The following is an 18183-nucleotide window of genomic DNA, read 5'->3' as shown; positions in this document are numbered from 1 at the left end:
GGTAGGAGTGATCAACCTCGCTCGCCGAGGCGGCCGACCGAGACCGTGATCACTGCGGTTTCCGTCCTCATCGTCAGTCCGGAGGCTTCCGTCCTGGTCTGACCCGTGCCGCCTGCCGGTTGAGGTGGTCGCGTTCGGCCACACTTGCGGCCCGTTCGGCAGCCATCGCATAGAGATCAGCGGCCCTCTCCGACTGTCCTGCCCGTTCGCGCAGATGTGCCTCCACGGCGAAGTAGCGCGGCAGACTCTCCTCCAGCCCCCGCAGTTCGGCCAGACCGGCCGCAGGGCCGTCGGCCTCCCCGACGGCCACGGCCCGGTTGAGGCGCACGATCGGCGTATCACGCAGGGCCAGCAGCTCGTCGTACCACTCGACGATCTGCACCCAATCGGTGTCGTCGACCTGCTGAGCGTCGGCGTGCAGCGCCGCAATCGCCGCCTGTGCCTGATACTGTCCGAGTTCGTCGCGGGCGAGCGCGGACTGCAGGATCTCGATGCCCTCGCGAATAAGGTGGCGATCCCATCGGGAGCGGTCCTGATCGACCAGGGCGATGAGTCGACCGTCGGGACCGAACCGGGCGTCGCGACGGGCGTGGTGGAGGAGCATGAGCGCGAGGAGTCCGTCCACCTCGGCGGATTCGATTATCGTCTTCAGCGTCCGGGTCAGTCGGATCGCTTCGGCGACGAGGTCGACGTCGCCCGAGTGGCCCTCGTTGAACACGAGGTAGAGAGTGGTGAGCACCGAGGACAGCTCGCCGAGCCGGTTGAGTCGTGAGCCTGCGATCGTGGATTTGGCGCGGCTGATGCGTTGGGCCATCGTCGCTTCGGGCACCATATAGGCGTCGGCGATCTGCTTCGTCGTCAGTCCGCCCACCGCCCGCAGGGTCAGGGCCACCGCCGAAGCGGGACTGAGGTCGGGATGGGCGCAGAGGAAGTAGAGATCGAGGGTGTCATCGGCGTTCGCGACGCTGTCGGTCCCGGGTTCGGATGAGGCCCCTGGTTCGGCGAGTGTGGCTGCCATGACCCGTTCCTCGCGTCTCATCCGCGTTCCGTCGGACCGCACGGTATCGAGGAACTTCCGCCACGCCACTGTCACGAGCCAGCCCTGCCGGTCGCGGGGCGGCTCGGACGGCCACGATCGCAGGGCTGCGATGAGGGCGTCCTGTACGGCATCCTCGGCGGTCGCGAAGTCTGCTCCACGACTGACGAGGATGCCGATCACGGCGGGGACGAGCCCACGCAGCTCCGCCTCGGCGAGGGGATCCGGATCGGTCATCGCGGTCTCCGTTCACGTCCCCGATCACTCGTCCACGCAGGGTGCGTGATCGAGGAAGGGCCGCAGTTCGAGCCATTCGTTGATCGGCTCCCCGCCTTTGCCCGGTGCGGCCGACAGCTCACCAGCGAGTTCGAGGGCGCGGTCGTAATCCTCGACGTCGATGACCATCCACCCGGCGATGAGGTCCTTCGTCTCGGGGAAGGGACCGTCCGTGACCGGAGGTCTGCCCCGTCCACCCGATTGGACGAAGGTGCCCTCGGGTGAGAGCGCCTGGGAATCGACGAATTCGCCCGTGTCCTTGAGCTTGTCGGCGAAGGCGTTCATATACGCCATATGTGCGTCGACCTCGGCGGGGCTCCACTGGTCCATCGGGGTGTAGTCCATATATTCGCTCGACATCCGATAGTGCTTGAGCATGAGGTACTTGGCCATGATGGTCTCCTTGTCTCGTGTCGCTCGCACGGGTTGTGCTCGCTGACATATCTGGGACGCAGCCGGACGAGTGTTCTCGACATCAGCGGCGAAGATCTCTCGGATTCATTCTGCTCAGGTCGTCGAACACAGTCCCAGAATAGGCCGATGTGTCCGTCCTGGAACACGCGTCACCGGATGCGAACACAGATCACCCCAGGTCACGGCTCTGCGTTGAGAAGCTTGTCAGGTACGAAACACCGACCGCTTGATCGCACATGAGTCCAGGAGCAGATCATGAAGACACAGACACTTCTCAAGACCATCACCGTTGCCGGAGCCCTCGCCGCGACCCTGACGCTCTCGGCCTGCGATATGCACATCTCCTTCGGCCAGGAGGGTCAGGCCCAGGAACAGGATGGCCAGCAGGCACAGGGGCAGCAGACCGAGAACAACTCCGAGACGACCGCCGAAGACCAGACAACGGATACGGGCCCCACCTCGAACTCCGCCACCGACGGTGCGGGGTCGACCGGCACGACGGACAACGGCACGACTGGCAGCAGCACCAACGGCAGCGGCGGATCCTCGGAATCCTCCAGCGCCTCCTCGGCGAGTGATTCCTCCACCTCGACCGGGTCGTCATCGAACGGTTCCGCCGCGAACGGATCCTCCTCGTCGAACGACACGACCGACGGCTACCAGGGCCCGCGGATCGGTGAAGAGGGAGTCGAGCTCGACGCGGACGGCAACGGCAAGATCCCCGCGGACGTGCTCGAGAAGGACATCGAACACGCCTACGCCAAGCAGGGCACCACGGTCGACACGGTCGACTGCTACTCGGACCTGCGGATCTATTCCCACAGCGGCTCGCAGTCCTGCACCGTCACCGCGGCCGGAAAGAATCACTACGGCACCGTGAAGATCACCTCGGCGTCGCAGTCCGGCATCGGCTACAGCCTCGAATTCCCGAACATCTGAGCCGGCGCTGCTCGGTTCCGTCCCTGACGCGACCTCCCCGACCCGCTCCCCTCGAGCGTCTCGCATCCCCGACTCGCACTCCCCTGGACACCGCGACCAGGGGAGTGCGTTCGTCGCGGTCTGGAACAAGTCCGCATTTTCCATTGTTGTGCCCACTGTGGGCGTCGGCCCAGCCCCAGGTCGGCCTCGTCGTTCCGGCTGGCCGCGCCCATGTCAGATTCGACAATCTCACCGATCACAACCGACAAGGAGCACCACCATGGCACTCTCTGACAAGAAGGTCGCATTCCTCCTCACCAGCGGCGTCGAGCAGGTCGAACTGACCAGCCCGCGCGCTGCCCTCGACGAAGCCGGTGCGACGACCGTCATCGTCTCCCCCTCGGAGGGGACTCTGCAGGCGATGGAAGGCGATTGGGAGCACGCGAAGACCTTCGACGTCGACGTTCCCGTCGCCGAGGCCTCCGTCGATGACTTCGACGCCCTCGTCCTGCCCGGCGGCACCCTCAACGCCGACGCTCTGCGCCTGAACGAGGACGCAGTCAACCTCGTCAAGGCGTTCTTCGCCGCCGACAAACCGGTCGCCGCGATCTGCCACGCACCGTGGATCCTCGCCGAGGCGGGAGTGGCGAAGGGACGGAATCTGACCTCCTTCATCTCGACGAAGACCGACCTCATCAACGCCGGCGCCGACTGGACCGACACCGAGGTGGTCATCGACGGCAACCTCATCACCTCGCGCAATCCCGGCGACCTCGACGCATTCAACAAGGCGATCGCCGACAAGTTCAGCTGAGCAGTCGGACAGACCCTTCGACGAACTCCCCGGAACGATCGTTTCGGGGAGTTCTTCTGTTCGTCACCCGCGGTCTTGACAGCCGCGCATATGATCTACTCATGCCAGCTTCCCCGTTCCTCAAGGCGACGACTCCTGCCCTCGTGGCACTGCTCATCGGGCTCCTCCTCATCCTGTGCACCACACCGTCTCCTGCGCATGCGGCATATGAGACGTCGGGTGCGATCGGCACGATGCACACATCGCTCGGCGGAAAAGCCGGAAAGCTCGGCCCGGCCACCGGCCCGCAGCGGTGCACACTGATCCAGAAGGGCTGCTATCAGTCGTTCAAGCACGGCAGCATCCACTGGACGAAGGCCACGGGCGCGCACGCCACGTGGGGCGCCATCCGCACAGCATGGAAGAAGTCCGGTTGGGAGCGCGGAACTCTGGGATATCCGACGAGCAATGAGTATCGGTCGGGCTCCGAAGTCAGGCAGAAGTTCCAGCACGGCATGATCGTGTGGATGGCGAAGTCCGGTGCGAAGGTGAAGCTCACGAAGTCGGCGAAGGCGCCGTCGTCGTTCGCGATCACGGGGTCGGGGTTCGGCCATGGGGTCGGGATGAGCCAGTACGGGGCGCGCGGAATGGCTGCAGCCGGGAAGACGTCGACACAGATCCTTCAGCACTACTACACCGGCGCGAAGGTCACGACGATGACGAAGAACGCCGACACCGACCTCAAGGTGCAGCTGCTGACCGGGAAGAAGTCGGTGACGGTCACTCCACGCTCCGGTCGTCTGCGGGTCGCAGTCGGGTCGAAGACCGTGGAGTCGGGCTCGAAGATCTCGATCGAACGCACCTCGTCCGGCATGATCAAGGCGAAGATCGGGTCGCAGAGCTATTCGGGGTCGAAGATCGTCGTCGAATGGCAGGGCACCCGGTATTGGAAGGGCTCTTCGGCGACGACGGTGTCAGTCAGCGGAGCGCAGAACGGGGCGACCGGCACCTACCGTCACGGTCGCCTCGAGATCAGCCAGCTGAAGAGCACGCTCAATGTCATCAACGTCCTGGGTCTCAACAAGGAGTACCTGCCCGGCATCGCCGAGATGCCCGCGTCCTGGCAGTCCGAGGCTCTGCGCAGTCAGGCCATCGCCTCCCGCACCTACGCTTACCGCAACCTCGGCGCCGCGAAGCCGGCGTGTGGCTGCCATGTCTACGACGAGGTGGCCTCGCAGCGTTTCCTCGGGTGGACTCATGAGAACGCGAGCGACTCCGGTCCCTGGCGCAGAGCCGTGGCCGCGACCCAGACCACGAGCGGGTCGACGGTGAAGTCGGCTCGTGTCGTCACGTACAAGGGCAGCCTCATCGACGCTGTCTATTCCTCGTCGGCCGGAAACAAGACGCATTCCGCCGCCGAGGTGTGGGGGTCGTCCGTGCCCTACCTGGTTTCGGTCGATGACTCTCCGTCGAAGTATGCCTCGGCGAAGAACCCGAACGCCTCGTGGTCGGTGACGATCAAGCAGGCCGATATGGCACGGGCATTCGGTCTGGCAGACGTCCGTTCCCTGTCGGTGTCGAAGACCGGTTCGGGTTTGGTGAAGACGGTGAAGGCCACCTCGGTGAAGGGAAAGACCATAAGTCGCACCGGCGATCAGCTGCGAACGAAGCTGAAGCTCAAGTCCGCATCGTTCAACGTAAAGTGACCGCGACCGCCCGAGCTCAGCGAGCCGACCGCGACCGACCGAGCTCACCGCGCCGACCGCGACCGACCGAGCTCAGGTAACGCGAAACTCGAAAATGTCGTCACTGGTGGCGACTCTTTCGAGTTTCGCGTTACCTGAGGGATTCCGACGGGCGGGTTCGCACTCCGGCGGGGGTGAGCAGTCCCTTGTTGACGAGTTCGGCTTCCTTCTCGCGCACGATGACGGGGAGAAAAGATCGGGGCGAAGTAAGAGCGGAACGGCGAAGTCCCGGCCCGCAGAATCTGCGGGCCGGGACTTCCGTGGCGGAGGATAGGGGATTCGAACCCCTGAGGGCGTTAACCCAACCCGCGTTCCAGGCGAGCGCCATAGGCCACTAGGCGAATCCTCCGCGAATCAGCTTATCCGAGTCATGACGACAATGCGAAATCGCGGTGGCCGAGTGTGAAGCATCCCACTTCCCGCAGGTGAACAGGTCCCCCAGTCAGCGACCGCTCGCAGCAGCCGGAGCCTGGAGTGCGCACCCGGAGCTTGGCATCTGCTCCGAGTGAGCCGTGGTGTATCCCGCACCTCAGGGGAATCGGCATAGGCTTGCCGTGAGCAGTGCGCGAAGCGGTCTCAGCCGACTCCGCTCAGGCACGTTCCCGACCGAGGAGTCCTCGTGAAATTCATGCTCATCATGCGCACGGTCGATCAGGTCGCCGTCGAACGAATGGCCGAAGCCGACTTCAACGAGATGATCGCCGCCATGGGCACCTACAACGAATCGATGATCAACGCCGGCGTCCTGTCCGACGGCGCCGGCCTGGCCGACCCGTCCGAAGGCGCCGTCGTCGACTTCTCCGGCAGCGAACCGACTACCACCCCCGGTGCCTATGGCAACCTGAGGGAGCGGATCAACGGCCCCGAGGACTTCCCCGAAGACAACGAATGGATCCAGAAAGAACAGGAATGGATCGAGCAAGGTCGCCTCAACAACGGCTGAGTCCCGTCGATTCAAGCGACCGTGTGGCCCCGCCCACTCGTTTTGTCCACCGAGGCCGCTCTCGACTAGACTGATTCGTGGCTCCCCGTGCGGCGTCATCTTGTGAACTCCCCCAGGGCCGGAAGGCAGCAAGGGTAAGCGAGCTCTGTCGGGTGCACGGGGAGTCCTCTATTCCCCAAGATCACAATTCCACAACTCCCCTTATCCCCCGTCTGCCCAGGTCAGCTCTGCCTCCGCAGCCTTCCGGACGCCAGAATCGGGGCCGAGAAGCGAATTCGTTAATACTTTCGTGATTTTGCTTCATTACCATTATTCGCAGTTCTCATCCCTGTGTTTTAACGAGGTTTCCCTGTTGTCCACAAAGATCCAAGGGGCCCTTGCCGCCCTTTCGGCGCTGGCCCTGCTCACGGCGTGCACGCCGTCGAGCAACGATCCCGATGCGACCCGCAATGGCGCGAACAAGACCGCCGAGGCGGCCGCAGAACCCGTGTTCCGCGTCGGAGCCGTCACCGACGAAGCCGCAGAGTCCGCGTCCGAATCGACTCCGACATCGCAGCCCGGTGAGGATGCGACATCGCAGCCCAGCGAGGGCGCGACCTCCGCTGCGGACCCGAGTCAGTCCCCCGATTCAGCCGCCTCGATCCCCGGCGCAGAGAACTTCGGCGAAGTGACCGAATCCGGAGATGAGATCGACCTCGACCCCGGCCGGCGCATCGGCATCTCCGTTGAGAACGCCGACCTCAGTGACGTCTCCGTCACCGAGGAGGCCCACCCCCGGATCGCGCACGATCCCGGCACATTCTTCGACGCTTCCGGAACGGCACTCGAGACCGATGAGGATGCTCGGGCCGGTGCGTCGACCCCTAGCTCCACCGAGTCCGAGCCCATCGACGATGAAACGAAGAACGGCGGAACAGCGAACGAGGACGACGCCGAGGCGGTATCCGCCCCGGCTGAGTCCGCCGCCTGGATCTCGACCTACGGCCTCGTCGCCGACAGCGAATATACCGTGAAGGCCACCGCCACGACGGACGGTGGTGACGAGGTCGACTTCGATGCCACGATCACCGTCGGTGCCAGCGACGGAGCACCGATATCGGTGCGCACAACGCTCGCCGATGATCAGACGGTCGGCGTCGCCGCCCCCATCATGCTCAACTTCGGTTCCACCGTGTCCAATGAATTCCGAGACGATGTGGAACGTCGCCTCTCGGTCAAGGTCACCGACGAGGACGGCAAGGAACGGAAGGTCGACGGCTCGTGGGGCTGGCTCTATGACGACCCGCAGTCCCGACTGCATTTCCGACCGAAGGAATTCTGGCCCGCCCATTCGAAGGTCTCCGTCGATGTTCCTCTCAAGGACGTGCCGACGGGAGAGAACAGTGTGGGTCAGAACGACCTCACACTCGATTTCGAGATCGGACGCAAACAGGTCGTCAAGGCCGATGTGAAGACCCACCGCATGACCGTCACCCGAGACGGCAAGACGGTCATGGACTTCCCGGCCTCCCTCGGCGCCCCGAAGTCCCCGTCGTACAACGGCACGCATGTGGTGATGTCGAAGGCCGCCGACTACACCATGACATCCGAGCAGTGGGACTACGAGACCGATGTGCAGTGGGCCGTGCGCATCCACAACAACGGCGAGTTCATCCACGCCGCCCCGTGGTCTGCCGGCGTCCAGGGCTCGCAGAACGTCTCGCACGGCTGCATCAACCTCACCACCCAGCGGGCGAAGGAGTATTACGACTCCGCGATCTTCGGCGATCCGGTCGAGGTCACCGGTTCGCATGTGAGCCTGTCGACCAACGACAGCGACATCTCGGACTGGGTCTATTCCTGGAATGAATGGAAGAAGCTGAGCGCCCTCGCCTGAGAGCGCCCAGCTTGCCTGTCTGACTCGACCGGGCCGTCGCCGTCGACTTACTTGTCGAGCTTCTCCACGGCCTTGTCGATCATCGGCACATATCGCTCCAGCGTCCACGGAACGGTGAGCGGGTTGATGATCGAGGACCCGGTGACGAACGCCTGGTCTGCGGAGGCCACGACGGCACCGGACTTGATAGCCGGAATGTTCGCGTACAGTCCCTGCGATTCGATCTCCTGCCTGTTCTTCTCGTCGGAGTAGAAGGTGAAGATGATGTCCGAGTCATTGAGCTTGTCGGCGTTCTCCAGACCGATGAGCGCCGAATCCGTTCCCGGCTCGTCATAGTCCTTCTTCAGCTCATCGATGACCGGGTCGGGAGTCAAGCCGAGGGCGGAGACCATGGCCACGCGCTGCTCGGAGGGATAGAAGACGCCGAGAGTACCGGGACCGGAGTTGTAGATGTAGGAGAACGTGAGGTCCTTGTACTCGTCCCGCTTGGCCTCCTTCAGCTGCGTCTTGATGTCGTCGACGAGACCCTCGGATTCCTCTTCCTGACCGAGCGCTTTCCCGATAGTCGTGATCTGCTCATCCCATTCGATGGTCCACGGCTGCTTCGGGTAGGCCACGGTCGGGGCGATGGCATCGAGCTGCTCGTACTGATCGGCGGTGATCCCGGACCAGGGGGCGAGGATGACATCGGGTTCGAGCTCGGCGATCGCCTCGACATCGAGTTCCGTGTCGCCCTGGAACTGCTCCGGCAGCTCCTCGCCCTTGTCCTTCACCGCCTCATAGATCCACGGCATGTACCCGGTGTCATCGGATCCCCACGCGTATTCCTCCATGCCGACCGGAGTCTTGCCCAACGCGATCGCGGTCTCCGTCGATCCCTGACCGAGGGTGACGACGCGTTCGGGCTCGGCCTCGATGACCGCTTCGCCGAGCGCGTGCTTGATCGTCACGGTCTCGAAATCGGCAGACCCGGACTCCTGCGCGGCCTGCGATCCCTGTCCGCAGGCGGTGGCGGTGAGCGAGAGCGCGACGAGCGCTCCGGTGATGACGGCCCGGCGGCTGTGAGGAACTGACATTCCTGTCCTTTCGACAGTGGTCGGAGCCTGATGCGACCCCTCGACATTAACGTAGGACAGCCTAACTTAACCGGCCGCCGATTCCGCAATATCTGTGAGCCACTTCACGTCGATGTCCCATCTCTGCTGAGAGCAGAAACCCTCGCCGAGGTGGCCCTGCGAACCGTAGGCTCACCCCATGACCCACATGCTCCCGCACAGTCCGACCCCGCCGCCGCTGTGGCGTGAGGCGCTCGGCCGCGCACTCCGACTGCGCCGGACCGACATGGGTCTCACCCTGGCACAGGTCTCCGAACGGTCCGGGGTCTCGACCCAGTTCCTCTCCGAGATCGAACGCGGGCTCAAGGACCCGTCGTCGGAAGTCATCGAGGCCGTCGCAGCGGTCCTCGGTCTGCAGCTTCCGCAGGTTCTCGTGCTCGCAGCTGTCGGCATGACCTCCGGGGTCTCCGCGACCGCGCTGCTGTCCGCCGCCGATATGACGCGAGCCGCACCCTCTCCGCCGGCGGCGGGTCAGGTGCGGCTCGCTCTGGCTGCCTGAACGACTCAGCCGTCACCGGCCTCGAGCCGATTCGCCCGCAGCACCTCGAGGCGGGCGCGGTATTCGGCCTCCTCGATGTCGCCCTGGGCGAAACGCTGCGCCAGAGTCGCCTCGGCGCTCCTCGTCCCCTCTCGTGCCGCATTCGCCCACGGCGGTCCCCCGGCCTGCCGCCACCGGCGACGGTTGAGCGTGACGATGAGGGCGATGATGAGTCCGATGACGAGGACCCAGAAGATCGGGATGAGGACGAAGAACGGCCAGGCCAGCGGACCGTGTTCCATATGCATGATGCCTCCTTGGCGGGTGTCCACGGCGGTCGTGGACCTGACATCCATCACACACCTCGAGCCGGGCGCGGCGAATCCGCCGACGGGAGTCACCTGTGCTGCTTCCTGCGGAGCAGATCTCAGCGTTCGTTGAGCCAGCCGGGCGACACCAGCCCCGATTCGTAGGCGAGGACGACGAGGTGGACGCGGTCCCGGGCCCCGACCTTCGTCATGATGCGGGAGACATGGGTCTTCGCGGTCAGCGGGGAGAGCACGAGCGATGCGGCGATCTCGTCGTTCGACTGACCTCGGCCGACGAGCGCGAGGACTTCGCGCTCCCGGTCCGTGAGGACGTCGAGCCTGGCGTCAGGTTCCGCCTTCAGCCCCAGTGACATGCGGGAGAGCAGGTACTTCGTGACCTCGGGTGAGAGCAGAGCCTCACCGGCGGCGACGACGCGCACGGCTCGGATGAGGTCGGTCGGGTCGGTGTCCTTGAGCAGGAAGCCGCTGGCCCCGGCGCGCACGGCTCGAACGATGTACTCGTCGAGGCCGAAGGTCGTCACGAGGACCACGCGGACGGCATCGAGCCGCGGATCGGCAGCGATCTCCTCCGTCGCCCACAGACCGTCTCCGCCGGGCATGCGGATGTCCATGAGGACGACGTCGACGGGCGCCCTGCGCAGCGCGTCGAGGAGGTCCTGCCCGCCGGAGGCTTGGATCGTGACCGCGATGTCGTCCTCGGAATCCAGCAGCGAGGCGAAGCCGGCGCGCACGAGCTGATGATCGTCGGCGATCGCGACTCGGATCGGTGTCATCGCCGCGCCTCCTCGCCGGGTGTCCCTGTCGGATCGACGCTCCAGGGAAGGTCGACGTCGACGGTGGTTCCCCGCTGACCTGCCGATGACAGTTCGAGTGTTCCGTTCAGCAGCTTCGCCCTCTCGCGCATGCCCATGATTCCCGCCCCTTCAGCACCGCCGGACATCCCCGTCCCATCATCGCTGATGCGCACGCGCAGTCGGTCCGAGGTCCGTTCGATCACGACCTGTGCGCTGCTGGCCTGCGCATGTCTGAGCACATTCGTCAGCGCTTCCTGGATGATCCGATAGGCGGCCGCATCCGTCGACTGGCCGGGGCTCTCCCGCGCTCCTCCGGCGTCGGTGTCCCGCCGATCGTCCACGCTGATGCCGGTGGAGCCGACGAGGCGGGAGATCAGAGCCGGGACATCGTCGAGCCCGAGCATCGGTGCCAAGGGCGCCGGCTCCGCCCCGTCCGCAGAACCGGCGTCCGAGCGCATCGTGTGCAGCACGGTGCGCACTTCATTGAGCCCCGTGCGGCTGAGCTCCCTGATAGCGGCGAGCGCCGAACGAGCCTGCTCGGGGTCGCGGTCGATGAGGTGTTCGCCGACTCCGGCTTGGACGTTGATCTGTGACAGAGCATGGCCGAGGACGTCGTGGAGATCCCGGGCGATGCGCAGTCGTTCGACTTGGACCACCTCGGCGTGGCGAGCGCTCTGTTCGGCTGCCTCCTGGCGCGCCAGCTCGCCGCGGCGGCGGACGAATGCGCCGATGCCCACGGCGATTGCCAGTCCCATCGTGGCCGAGACCACCCGCCCCACCGACCAATCGATTCCCAGCATGGGGCCGAGCAGCAGGCAGCCCACCCAGACTCCCGCCGCCGAGGCGATCGCCCAGAGCTGACGTCCGCGGACCATCGCGGCGACGACGGCGAAGAGAAAGGCGGCATAGAACGGCGTCGTCCCGGGCCCGGCCTCCACCGGTGACCACGGTCCGCGGTCGCCCCACGGGCTTGGTCCCATTCCGTGTCCGCCGGATCCTGCATCGGGAGTCGCTGCCGCCCACACCAGGATGTCGAGGAGGGCAAGTCCCGCCAGTGCTGCCGCGCGCGGTCCCGGCCACCTCGCTGCGAAGAAGAAGATCGCAGGTGAGACGACCGCAGTGCCGATGCGGACGATCATCGCGGCCGCAGACGTATCGGTCTGGGCGGCAAGGACGATGGCGAACGGCAGCTGCAGCACCACTGCGGCGACGGTGAGAAGGACGATCCGTCGGCGTGCGCGCGGCGGAGATCCTTCCGCGGGTGCGCGGAGGTCTGGACGGTCCGATCTCATTCTCCGATCGTAGCGACCCGCGCCCGAGGTCGTCGTCATCCTCGGGGAGTACTTCCGACCACCTCGGTGGGAGCAGAGAGTCAGAGGATGACGTCGACGAGTCCGAAGTCCCGTGCCGCCTGTGCGTCGAGGACGAGGTCGCGATCGAAGTCACGGTGGATCTGCTCCGGGGTCCGACCGGTGCTGTCGGCGAGCATCTCTTCGACTTCTCGGCGCTGTCGCACGATCTCGTCTGCGGCGACGATGAGGTCGGGGATCGTGCCCCGTGCTCCTTCGGCGTGCGGCTGCCGCAGCACCGCGCGGGCGTGGGCGAGCATCGCCCGCTGCCCGGGTTCTCCGGCGGCCAGGAGCACGGCCGCGTCGGCGGCAGCCTGCCCGACGCAGGTGGTGGCCACGGGTGAGCCGATGTGGTGCATGGCGTCGAAGATCGCGGTCATCGCGGTCAGTGACCCGCCCGGGGAGTTGATGTACATGCTGATCGGCAGATCCCGGCTGCTCGAATCGAGGTGCAGCAGCTGCGCGATGATCGTGTTCGCCACCCCGTCGTCGACGGGCACGCCGAGGTAGACGATGCGATTGCCGAGCAGGTGAGAATAGACGTCGACGATCTTCTCGCTGCCACCGGAGCGGTCGACGACGTTGGGAATCGTGTACTGGCTCATCGGGTTCCTCCGATCTGCGCGTGCAGATCGGCCGGGGAAGTCAGGACCCGGTCGACGAGTCCGTATTCGATCGCCTCCTCGGCGGTGAACCATCGGTCCCGCAGTGAGTCTTCGAAGATGCGTTCGTACGACTTCTCGGTCGCCTCGGCGATCCGGGTGAGCACGGAGTCCCGGACCTCGCGGAGGTCGTCGCCTTGGAGTTCGATATCGGCGGCGGCTCCTCCGATCCCACCAGAGCCCTGGTGGAGGAGGATGCGGGCGTGGGGCAGGGCCAGACGTCTTCCGGGTGTGCCCATGCTGAGCACGAACTGCCCCGCCGAGGCGGCCCACCCGAAGGCGATCGTGACCACGTCATTGGGCAGGGCGGCGATGGTGTCGGCGATCGCGTGCATCATCGGCACGGATCCGCCGGGAGAGTTGATCCACAGGTGGATATCGGAGCGTGGGTCCTCGGCGGAGAGGAGGACGAGGCGGGAGATGATCTCCATTCCGTTCTCGTCGCGCAGCTCTCCGTTGAAGACGACGGATCGGTAGGCGTAGAGCATTCTCCGGGTTTCGGGGATCGCGGTCGTCGTCGGAGACTCGTCGGGCTCGGAGAACACCAATGGGCTGGTTGCGGTTCGTGTGTGCATGTCTCCACTGTGCGATCCAGCGACGGCGAACCGAGCACGGATCCGCTGGAAGCGGGACCGTGCCGCTGTGAGCGGACGGGCACATCTGAGGCTCCGGCGACCCTTGACTCTTCGTCCGGGCGCGGGCTTAGGATCGACGGCATGAGCACACAGCGAGATCGGGCCGGTCACCTCATCGATGCGCACGGTCGCACATTCGCCGCGGAGGCCGCGATCACACTCCGGGACAAGCCGGCCCCGCTGTGGCAGCTGCTCGTCCTCAGCCTGCTCCTGTCCACGCGCATCAGCTCCGACATCGCCCTCGCGAGCGCGCGCGAGCTGTTCTCGGCGAAGTGGAGAACGCCGCAGCGTCTGCGCGCGAGCACGTGGCAGCAGCGCGTCGATGCGCTCGGACGCGGCGGGTATCGCCGCTACGACGAGAGCACCGCCACCCGTCTGGCCGAGGCCGCCGATCTGCTCATCGACCGATGGGACGGGGACCTGCGGAAGCTGCGCGATGAGGCCGAGGGGCAGCCTCGTCGGATTTCGGGTCTCCTGCAGGAATTCACCGGGATCGGTCCGACCGGGGCGTCCATCTTCCTCCGAGAGGTCCAGCAGGTCTGGCCCTCGGTGAGGCCAGCCTTCGACCCGCTCGTTCGCAAGGGCGCGAAGACGGCCGGGCTGCCGGAGCAGGACGAGAAGCTGGCCGCGTTGGTCGACGACGAGGACCTCGCAGGACTCGCGGCCGCGCTCGTGCGTCTCGCCCGAGATCCGGACCTCGCCGCCGACGCGCAGGACTGAGACCTCCGCACAGGCTCGCGTGCTAGCATCGACGCACACGAAAGGGGATGAGATGATGGCGAATCTGTGGCTGACTCTGCAGCTGCTCGTCGTCGTGCTCTCTGCTGACCTCGACTCGGTCGTTCCCCAGTCCCCCATTCATCTCATCGTTCTGGCTCTCCTCGGCGCGGCCCTGCTGACGCCGATCGCCGCATGGGCGAGCATCGCTCTGCTGCGCGTGCTGTCGCTGTCCGCGCGTCCGCCGTCATTGCCGGATACGCGCCGAAGCACTCGCGAATTCCGCATGCCGGAGGCACCCGGCACTCCGGGTACTGCTCTGCCCAGAGCCCCCTCACGCGTCGTTCGCGCCATCGCCTGAACGACCTCACCTCGCGTTCCGCACGGAACGCCTCCCCGCCTCGGCGCGGGCGATCTTCCTTCGTCTGTGCGCAGCGATGCGTCTGAGTCAGTCCTCACGGTGGTGGCCGCCAACGACCCACGTCAACCGCGCCCCAGCGCGCCCTGTCCGAAGGACACACACCCGTGAACATCTACGAATTTCTGCCCATCCGCCTGCTCGTCGAAGCCGCCTACACGGTGGTCACGGGGATCAGCGACATTCTCGAACCCCTCGCCGGGGCTCACAGTGCGGCCCTAGCCGTCATCGTGCTCACCGTCCTCGTCCGCGCCGTGCTCATTCCCGTCGGGGTGTCGCAGGTCAGAGCCGGCATCACTCGGAAACGTCTGGCGCCGAGGATCAGTAAGCTGCAGACGAAATTCAAGAAGCAGCCCGAGCTCATGCAGCAGAAGCTCATGGAACTGTACAAGGAGGAGAACGCCTCCCCTTTCGCCGGGTGTCTGCCGGTGCTCGCGCAGATGCCCGTGCTCATGGCGGTCTATGGGCTCTTCATCAATTCGACGATCGGCGGGCATGCCAATGAGCTGCTCGGGCATACTCTCTTCGGCCTGCCGTTGAACACGAGCTTCGTCAAGCTGCTCGGCGCCGGAGATCTGACCGGAACAGCGATCACGGTCTACCTCGTCCTCGTCGTGCTCATCGCCGTCGTCGCCGGGTTCTCAAGGCACCTGCTCACCCCGGCCGTGCCCGAGACCCCGGCCGTTCCCTCGACGAAGAACGGAGCTGATGCTCCGGCGATGCCGGATCTGTCAGGAGTGATGAAGACCCTGAGCTTCATGCCCTTCCTCACTGCGATCTTCGCGCTCTTCGTCCCCTTGGCCGCTGCGCTCTATCTGGCGACGACGACCACGTGGACGCTCGGCGAACGGCTCGTGCTCAACCACGTCCTCGGGGCAAACGAACCGCAACGGGAGGAGTCCTCCCGAGTCGGTGACTGAACCAGACACACGGTGCCGGCCACGGAGATGAGGGAGCCCGGGACGAAAGATCGGAATCTTTCGGCCCGGGCTCCTTCCGGCTTCGAATCGAAAGCGGCTCTCTGCGCCGACGGCCGGTGCAGGGCCGCCTCGGTGATCAGGCGATGATCGGCTCCGGTCGGGTGCCAGCCACGACCTTGAGAGCACCGTCGACGACGGTGGCACGCACGGTGCCGCCCTCTTCGACCGCCTCGGTGACGAGGAGATCGGCGATGCGGTCGTCGAGTTCGCGCTGGATCGCGCGACGCAGCGGACGGGCACCGAACTCGGGTTCGTAGCCTTCATCGGCGAGCCAGTCGAGAGCCTCTGCCGAGACGTCGAGGGCGATGCCCTGAGCCTCGAGACGCTTCTTCGACGTGGCGAGCTGATGATCGACGATGGAGCGCAGCTGCTCGCGATCGAGCCGCGAGAACATCACGGTGTCGTCGATGCGGTTGATGAACTCCGGACGCATGAACTCCTTGAGCCGGCCCATGACCTTGGCCTTGAGATCCTTCTCCGCATCCCCGGCGGCACCGGAGGCGAAGCCCAGCGGAGTGCCGGACATGAACTCGGAACCGAGGTTCGAGGTCATGATGATCACGGTGTTGCGGAAGTCGACCGTGCGGCCCTGGCCGTCGGTGAGACGTCCGTCGTCGAGGACCTGCAGCAGCAGGTTGAACGCATCCGGGTGGGCCTTTTCGACCTCGTCGAGCAGGATGACCGAATACGGGCGGCGGCGGACCTTCTCCGTCAGCTGGCCGGCCTCGTCGTAGCCGACGTAGCCGGGAGGAGCACCGACGAGACGCGACACCGTGTGGCGTTCGCCGAACTCGCTCATATCGAAGCGGATCATGGCCGACTCGTCGTCGAACAGGGTCTGTGCCAGAGCCTTCGCCAGCTCGGTCTTGCCGACACCGGTGGGGCCGAGGAAGAGGAAGCTGCCGATCGGCCGGTTGGGATCGGCCATGCCCGTCTGGCTGCGGCGGATGGCACGCGACACGGCAGTCACGGCCTCGTCCTGACCGATCACACGGTCGTGGAGGACCTCTTCCATGTTCGCCAGACGCATCTTCTGGCTCTGCGTCATCCGTGCTGCCGGGATTCCGGTGGCGCGGGAGACCACATGAGCGATCTCCTGCTCACCGATGATCGCCTCGGCGGCAGCGGTCTGCGCGGCCTGCGCGTCCGGGTTCTCGGCGGATTCGATCCGGGCGGCCACCTCGTTGATCTCATCGCGGACACGACCGGCGCGCTCGTAGTCCTCGACCTCGATCGCGGACTTCTTCTCCGCTTCGAGCTCGGAGAGCTTGAGCTTGAGTGCGTCGATGTCGACGCCGGGACCGCGCCCCAGCGACATCCGGGCACCGGCCTGGTCGATGAGGTCGATGGCCTTGTCCGGCAGGAACCGGTCGGTGATGTAGCGGTTCGACAGCTCCACGGCGGCCCGGACCGCCTCGGCGGTGTAGGTGACCTCGTGGAACTCTGCGTAGCGGTCCTTGAGTCCGTCGATGATCGTCACCGCGTCCTCGACGCTCGGCTCGCCCACGGTCACCGGCTGGAAGCGGCGTTCGAGAGCCGAATCCTTCTCGATGGTGCGGTACTCCTTGAGCGTGGTCGCGCCGATCATGTGCAGATCGCCGCGGGCCAGGCGCGGTTTGAGGATGTTTCCGGCATCCATCGAGTTCGCTTCGCCGTTGCCGCCGGCGCCGACGAGGGTGTGGAGTTCGTCGACGAAGACGATCATGTCTCCGTCGTCGGCGATCTCGTTCAGTGCTCCGGTCAGACGCTCCTCGAAGTCACCGCGGTAGCGGGTGCCCGCGAGCATTCCGGGCATGTCGAGAGCGAGGATGCGCTTGCCCTGCAGCTGCTTGGGCACCTCGCCCGAGTGGATGGCCTGAGCCAGGCCCTCGGCGACCGCGGTCTTGCCGACACCGGCCTCGCCGAGGAGGACCGGGTTGTTCTTCGTCCGGCGGGCGAGGATCTCGATCGTCTGCTCGATCTCTTCCGAGCGGCCGATGACGGGATCGAGCTTGCCTTCGGCGGCGAGTTCGGTGAGGTCGGTGCCGAACTTCTCCAGCACGGATTCCTGACCGTCCTCACCGTCGGCGTCCGGACCGGGGTGCATGCCTGCGGCTTCGGCCGCCTCGGCACCGGCCTGCAGGGCTGCCTGCGTGACTCCCGCCTGCGCGAGGATCCGCCCGGCGGGCATCTCCTGATTGAGCACGAAGGCGAAGAACATGTGCTCCGGATCGATGTAGGTCGACCCGAAGGCCCGCGCCACCTGGTAGGCGTCGAGCAGAGCGCGCTGGGCAGAACCGGTCAGTGTGGGCGTGGAATCCGCCTCAGTGTCGGTGCTGGCCGGAAGGCGCTCTTCGACGCTGGCGGCGATGGCCTCGGGATCGGCACCTGCTTGGCGCACCGCGGAGATGCCGGGTTCGGAATCGACCATGGTGCGCAGGATATGGAGTGCGTCGACCTCGGACTGGCCGTGACGGCCCGCGAACTCCGCGGCCGCCTCGATGACTTCATGGCTGCGCTTGCTCAGCAGCCGGTTGATGTCGACGGAACGGCCTCGGCGGGCTCCGGTCTGTCCCTGGAGGAAACGAGCGAGGAACTCGTCGAACGAGTCTCCGCCCGAGCCTGCGGGTCCGAAGAATGTGGCCAAAGCTGACCTCCTCTTTCAAAGTTGAGCGTATACGACTCAATCAACAGGCGGAGGGTCGTTGTTATTCCCGAGGAGGCTG

The 18183-nt window shown here is 65.6% G+C and carries 18 protein-coding genes, 1 tRNA gene and 1 other RNA gene; 10 read left to right on the top strand and 10 right to left on the bottom strand.

The annotated features are described in order from the left end of the window. Positions 1-73 precede the first annotated feature (73 nt). Positions 74-1273 carry an RNA polymerase sigma factor gene (locus tag FHG09_RS19005; RefSeq protein ID WP_152349210.1) on the bottom strand — a complete coding sequence of 400 codons (1200 nt, stop codon included), beginning with the start codon at positions 1271-1273 and terminating at the stop codon, positions 74-76. 24 nt (positions 1274-1297) lie between these two features. Continuing rightward, positions 1298-1705: a YciI family protein gene (locus tag FHG09_RS19000; RefSeq protein ID WP_152349209.1), complete on the bottom strand. Its 408-nt coding sequence runs from the start codon at positions 1703-1705 to the stop codon at positions 1298-1300. Between the two features lie 276 nt (positions 1706-1981). On the opposite strand from FHG09_RS19000, the gene FHG09_RS18995 reads away from it, so the two are divergent. From FHG09_RS18995 to FHG09_RS18985, 3 genes are all read left to right on the top strand, one after another. Then, positions 1982-2665: a hypothetical protein gene (locus FHG09_RS18995; protein WP_152349208.1), complete on the top strand. Its 684-nt coding sequence runs from the start codon at positions 1982-1984 to the stop codon at positions 2663-2665. Positions 2666-2924: 259 nt separating this feature from the next. Further along, entirely contained in the window at positions 2925-3458 is a 534-nt protein-coding gene (locus FHG09_RS18990; RefSeq protein WP_152349207.1) for a type 1 glutamine amidotransferase domain-containing protein, read from the top strand. Positions 3459-3559: 101 nt separating this feature from the next. Continuing rightward, positions 3560-5143, top strand: coding sequence for a SpoIID/LytB domain-containing protein (locus FHG09_RS18985; RefSeq protein ID WP_152349206.1), 1584 nt, complete (start codon positions 3560-3562; stop codon positions 5141-5143). Positions 5144-5443: 300 nt separating this feature from the next. On the opposite strand, the gene FHG09_RS18980 is transcribed toward FHG09_RS18985, so the two are convergent. Further along, a tRNA-Ser gene (locus FHG09_RS18980) sits at positions 5444-5531 on the bottom strand. A gap of 279 nt (positions 5532-5810) precedes the next feature. Here FHG09_RS18980 and FHG09_RS18975 point away from each other — a divergent pair. The 3 genes from FHG09_RS18975 (at position 5811) to FHG09_RS18965 (ending at position 8001) form a co-directional block, all read left to right on the top strand. Continuing rightward, complete coding sequence (locus FHG09_RS18975; protein ID WP_227492887.1) at positions 5811-6125, top strand: YciI family protein; 315 nt, start codon at positions 5811-5813, stop codon at positions 6123-6125. 76 nt (positions 6126-6201) lie between these two features. After that, positions 6202-6297, top strand: an RNA gene (gene ffs / locus FHG09_RS18970) — signal recognition particle sRNA small type. Positions 6298-6477: 180 nt separating this feature from the next. Further along, on the top strand, positions 6478-8001 hold the full coding sequence (locus FHG09_RS18965; protein ID WP_227492882.1) for an Ig-like domain-containing protein: 1524 nt from the start codon (positions 6478-6480) through the stop codon (positions 7999-8001). Between the two features lie 47 nt (positions 8002-8048). Here the strand turns inward: FHG09_RS18965 and FHG09_RS18960 are convergent, their stop codons facing one another. After that, positions 8049-9077 carry an iron-siderophore ABC transporter substrate-binding protein gene (locus FHG09_RS18960; RefSeq protein ID WP_152349204.1) on the bottom strand — a complete coding sequence of 343 codons (1029 nt, stop codon included), beginning with the start codon at positions 9075-9077 and terminating at the stop codon, positions 8049-8051. Positions 9078-9255: 178 nt separating this feature from the next. Here FHG09_RS18960 and FHG09_RS18955 point away from each other — a divergent pair, with 178 nt between their 5' ends. Next, a complete protein-coding gene (locus FHG09_RS18955) occupies positions 9256-9615 on the top strand; it encodes a helix-turn-helix domain-containing protein (protein WP_227492881.1) in 360 nt (119 codons plus the stop codon). A gap of 5 nt (positions 9616-9620) precedes the next feature. Here FHG09_RS18955 and FHG09_RS18950 read toward each other — a convergent pair whose 3' ends face one another. The 5 genes from FHG09_RS18950 to FHG09_RS18930 form a co-directional block, all read right to left on the bottom strand. Continuing rightward, complete coding sequence (locus FHG09_RS18950; protein ID WP_152349203.1) at positions 9621-9902, bottom strand: SHOCT domain-containing protein; 282 nt, start codon at positions 9900-9902, stop codon at positions 9621-9623. Positions 9903-10021: 119 nt separating this feature from the next. Next, the gene (locus tag FHG09_RS18945) at positions 10022-10696 is read right to left on the bottom strand and encodes a response regulator transcription factor (RefSeq protein WP_152349202.1); all 675 of its coding nucleotides are present in this window, start codon (positions 10694-10696) and stop codon (positions 10022-10024) included. Beyond that, entirely contained in the window at positions 10693-12009 is a 1317-nt protein-coding gene (locus FHG09_RS18940) for a sensor histidine kinase (protein WP_193627452.1), read from the bottom strand. The genes FHG09_RS18945 and FHG09_RS18940 overlap by 4 nt, the downstream gene beginning before the upstream one ends. Before the next feature lie 80 nt (positions 12010-12089). Further along, the gene (locus tag FHG09_RS18935; protein ID WP_152349200.1) at positions 12090-12671 is read right to left on the bottom strand and encodes a ClpP family protease; all 582 of its coding nucleotides are present in this window, start codon (positions 12669-12671) and stop codon (positions 12090-12092) included. After that, positions 12668-13303: a ClpP family protease gene (locus tag FHG09_RS18930; RefSeq protein ID WP_152349199.1), complete on the bottom strand. Its 636-nt coding sequence runs from the start codon at positions 13301-13303 to the stop codon at positions 12668-12670. Before FHG09_RS18930 ends, FHG09_RS18935 begins: the two co-directional genes overlap by 4 nt. A gap of 141 nt (positions 13304-13444) precedes the next feature. Here FHG09_RS18930 and FHG09_RS18925 point away from each other — a divergent pair, with 141 nt between their 5' ends. The 3 genes from FHG09_RS18925 (at position 13445) to FHG09_RS18915 (ending at position 15418) form a co-directional block, all read left to right on the top strand. After that, the gene (locus tag FHG09_RS18925) at positions 13445-14083 is read left to right on the top strand and encodes an endonuclease (RefSeq protein WP_152349198.1); all 639 of its coding nucleotides are present in this window, start codon (positions 13445-13447) and stop codon (positions 14081-14083) included. A 52-nt stretch (positions 14084-14135) separates the two neighbouring features. Further along, positions 14136-14441: a hypothetical protein gene (locus FHG09_RS18920; protein WP_152349197.1), complete on the top strand. Its 306-nt coding sequence runs from the start codon at positions 14136-14138 to the stop codon at positions 14439-14441. Between the two features lie 164 nt (positions 14442-14605). Further along, positions 14606-15418: a YidC/Oxa1 family membrane protein insertase gene (locus tag FHG09_RS18915; RefSeq protein ID WP_152349196.1), complete on the top strand. Its 813-nt coding sequence runs from the start codon at positions 14606-14608 to the stop codon at positions 15416-15418. Between the two features lie 136 nt (positions 15419-15554). Here the strand turns inward: FHG09_RS18915 and FHG09_RS18910 are convergent, their stop codons facing one another. Continuing rightward, positions 15555-18104, bottom strand: a complete 2550-nt coding sequence (locus tag FHG09_RS18910) for an ATP-dependent Clp protease ATP-binding subunit (RefSeq protein ID WP_152349195.1) — start codon at positions 18102-18104, stop codon at positions 15555-15557. Positions 18105-18183: the final 79 nt, after the last annotated feature.

This window comes from Brevibacterium sp. CFH 10365 (assembly GCF_009299785.1).
GTDB lineage: Bacteria > Actinomycetota > Actinomycetes > Actinomycetales > Brevibacteriaceae > Brevibacterium > Brevibacterium limosum.
This window is presented reverse-complemented; position numbering and strand designations above follow the sequence as displayed.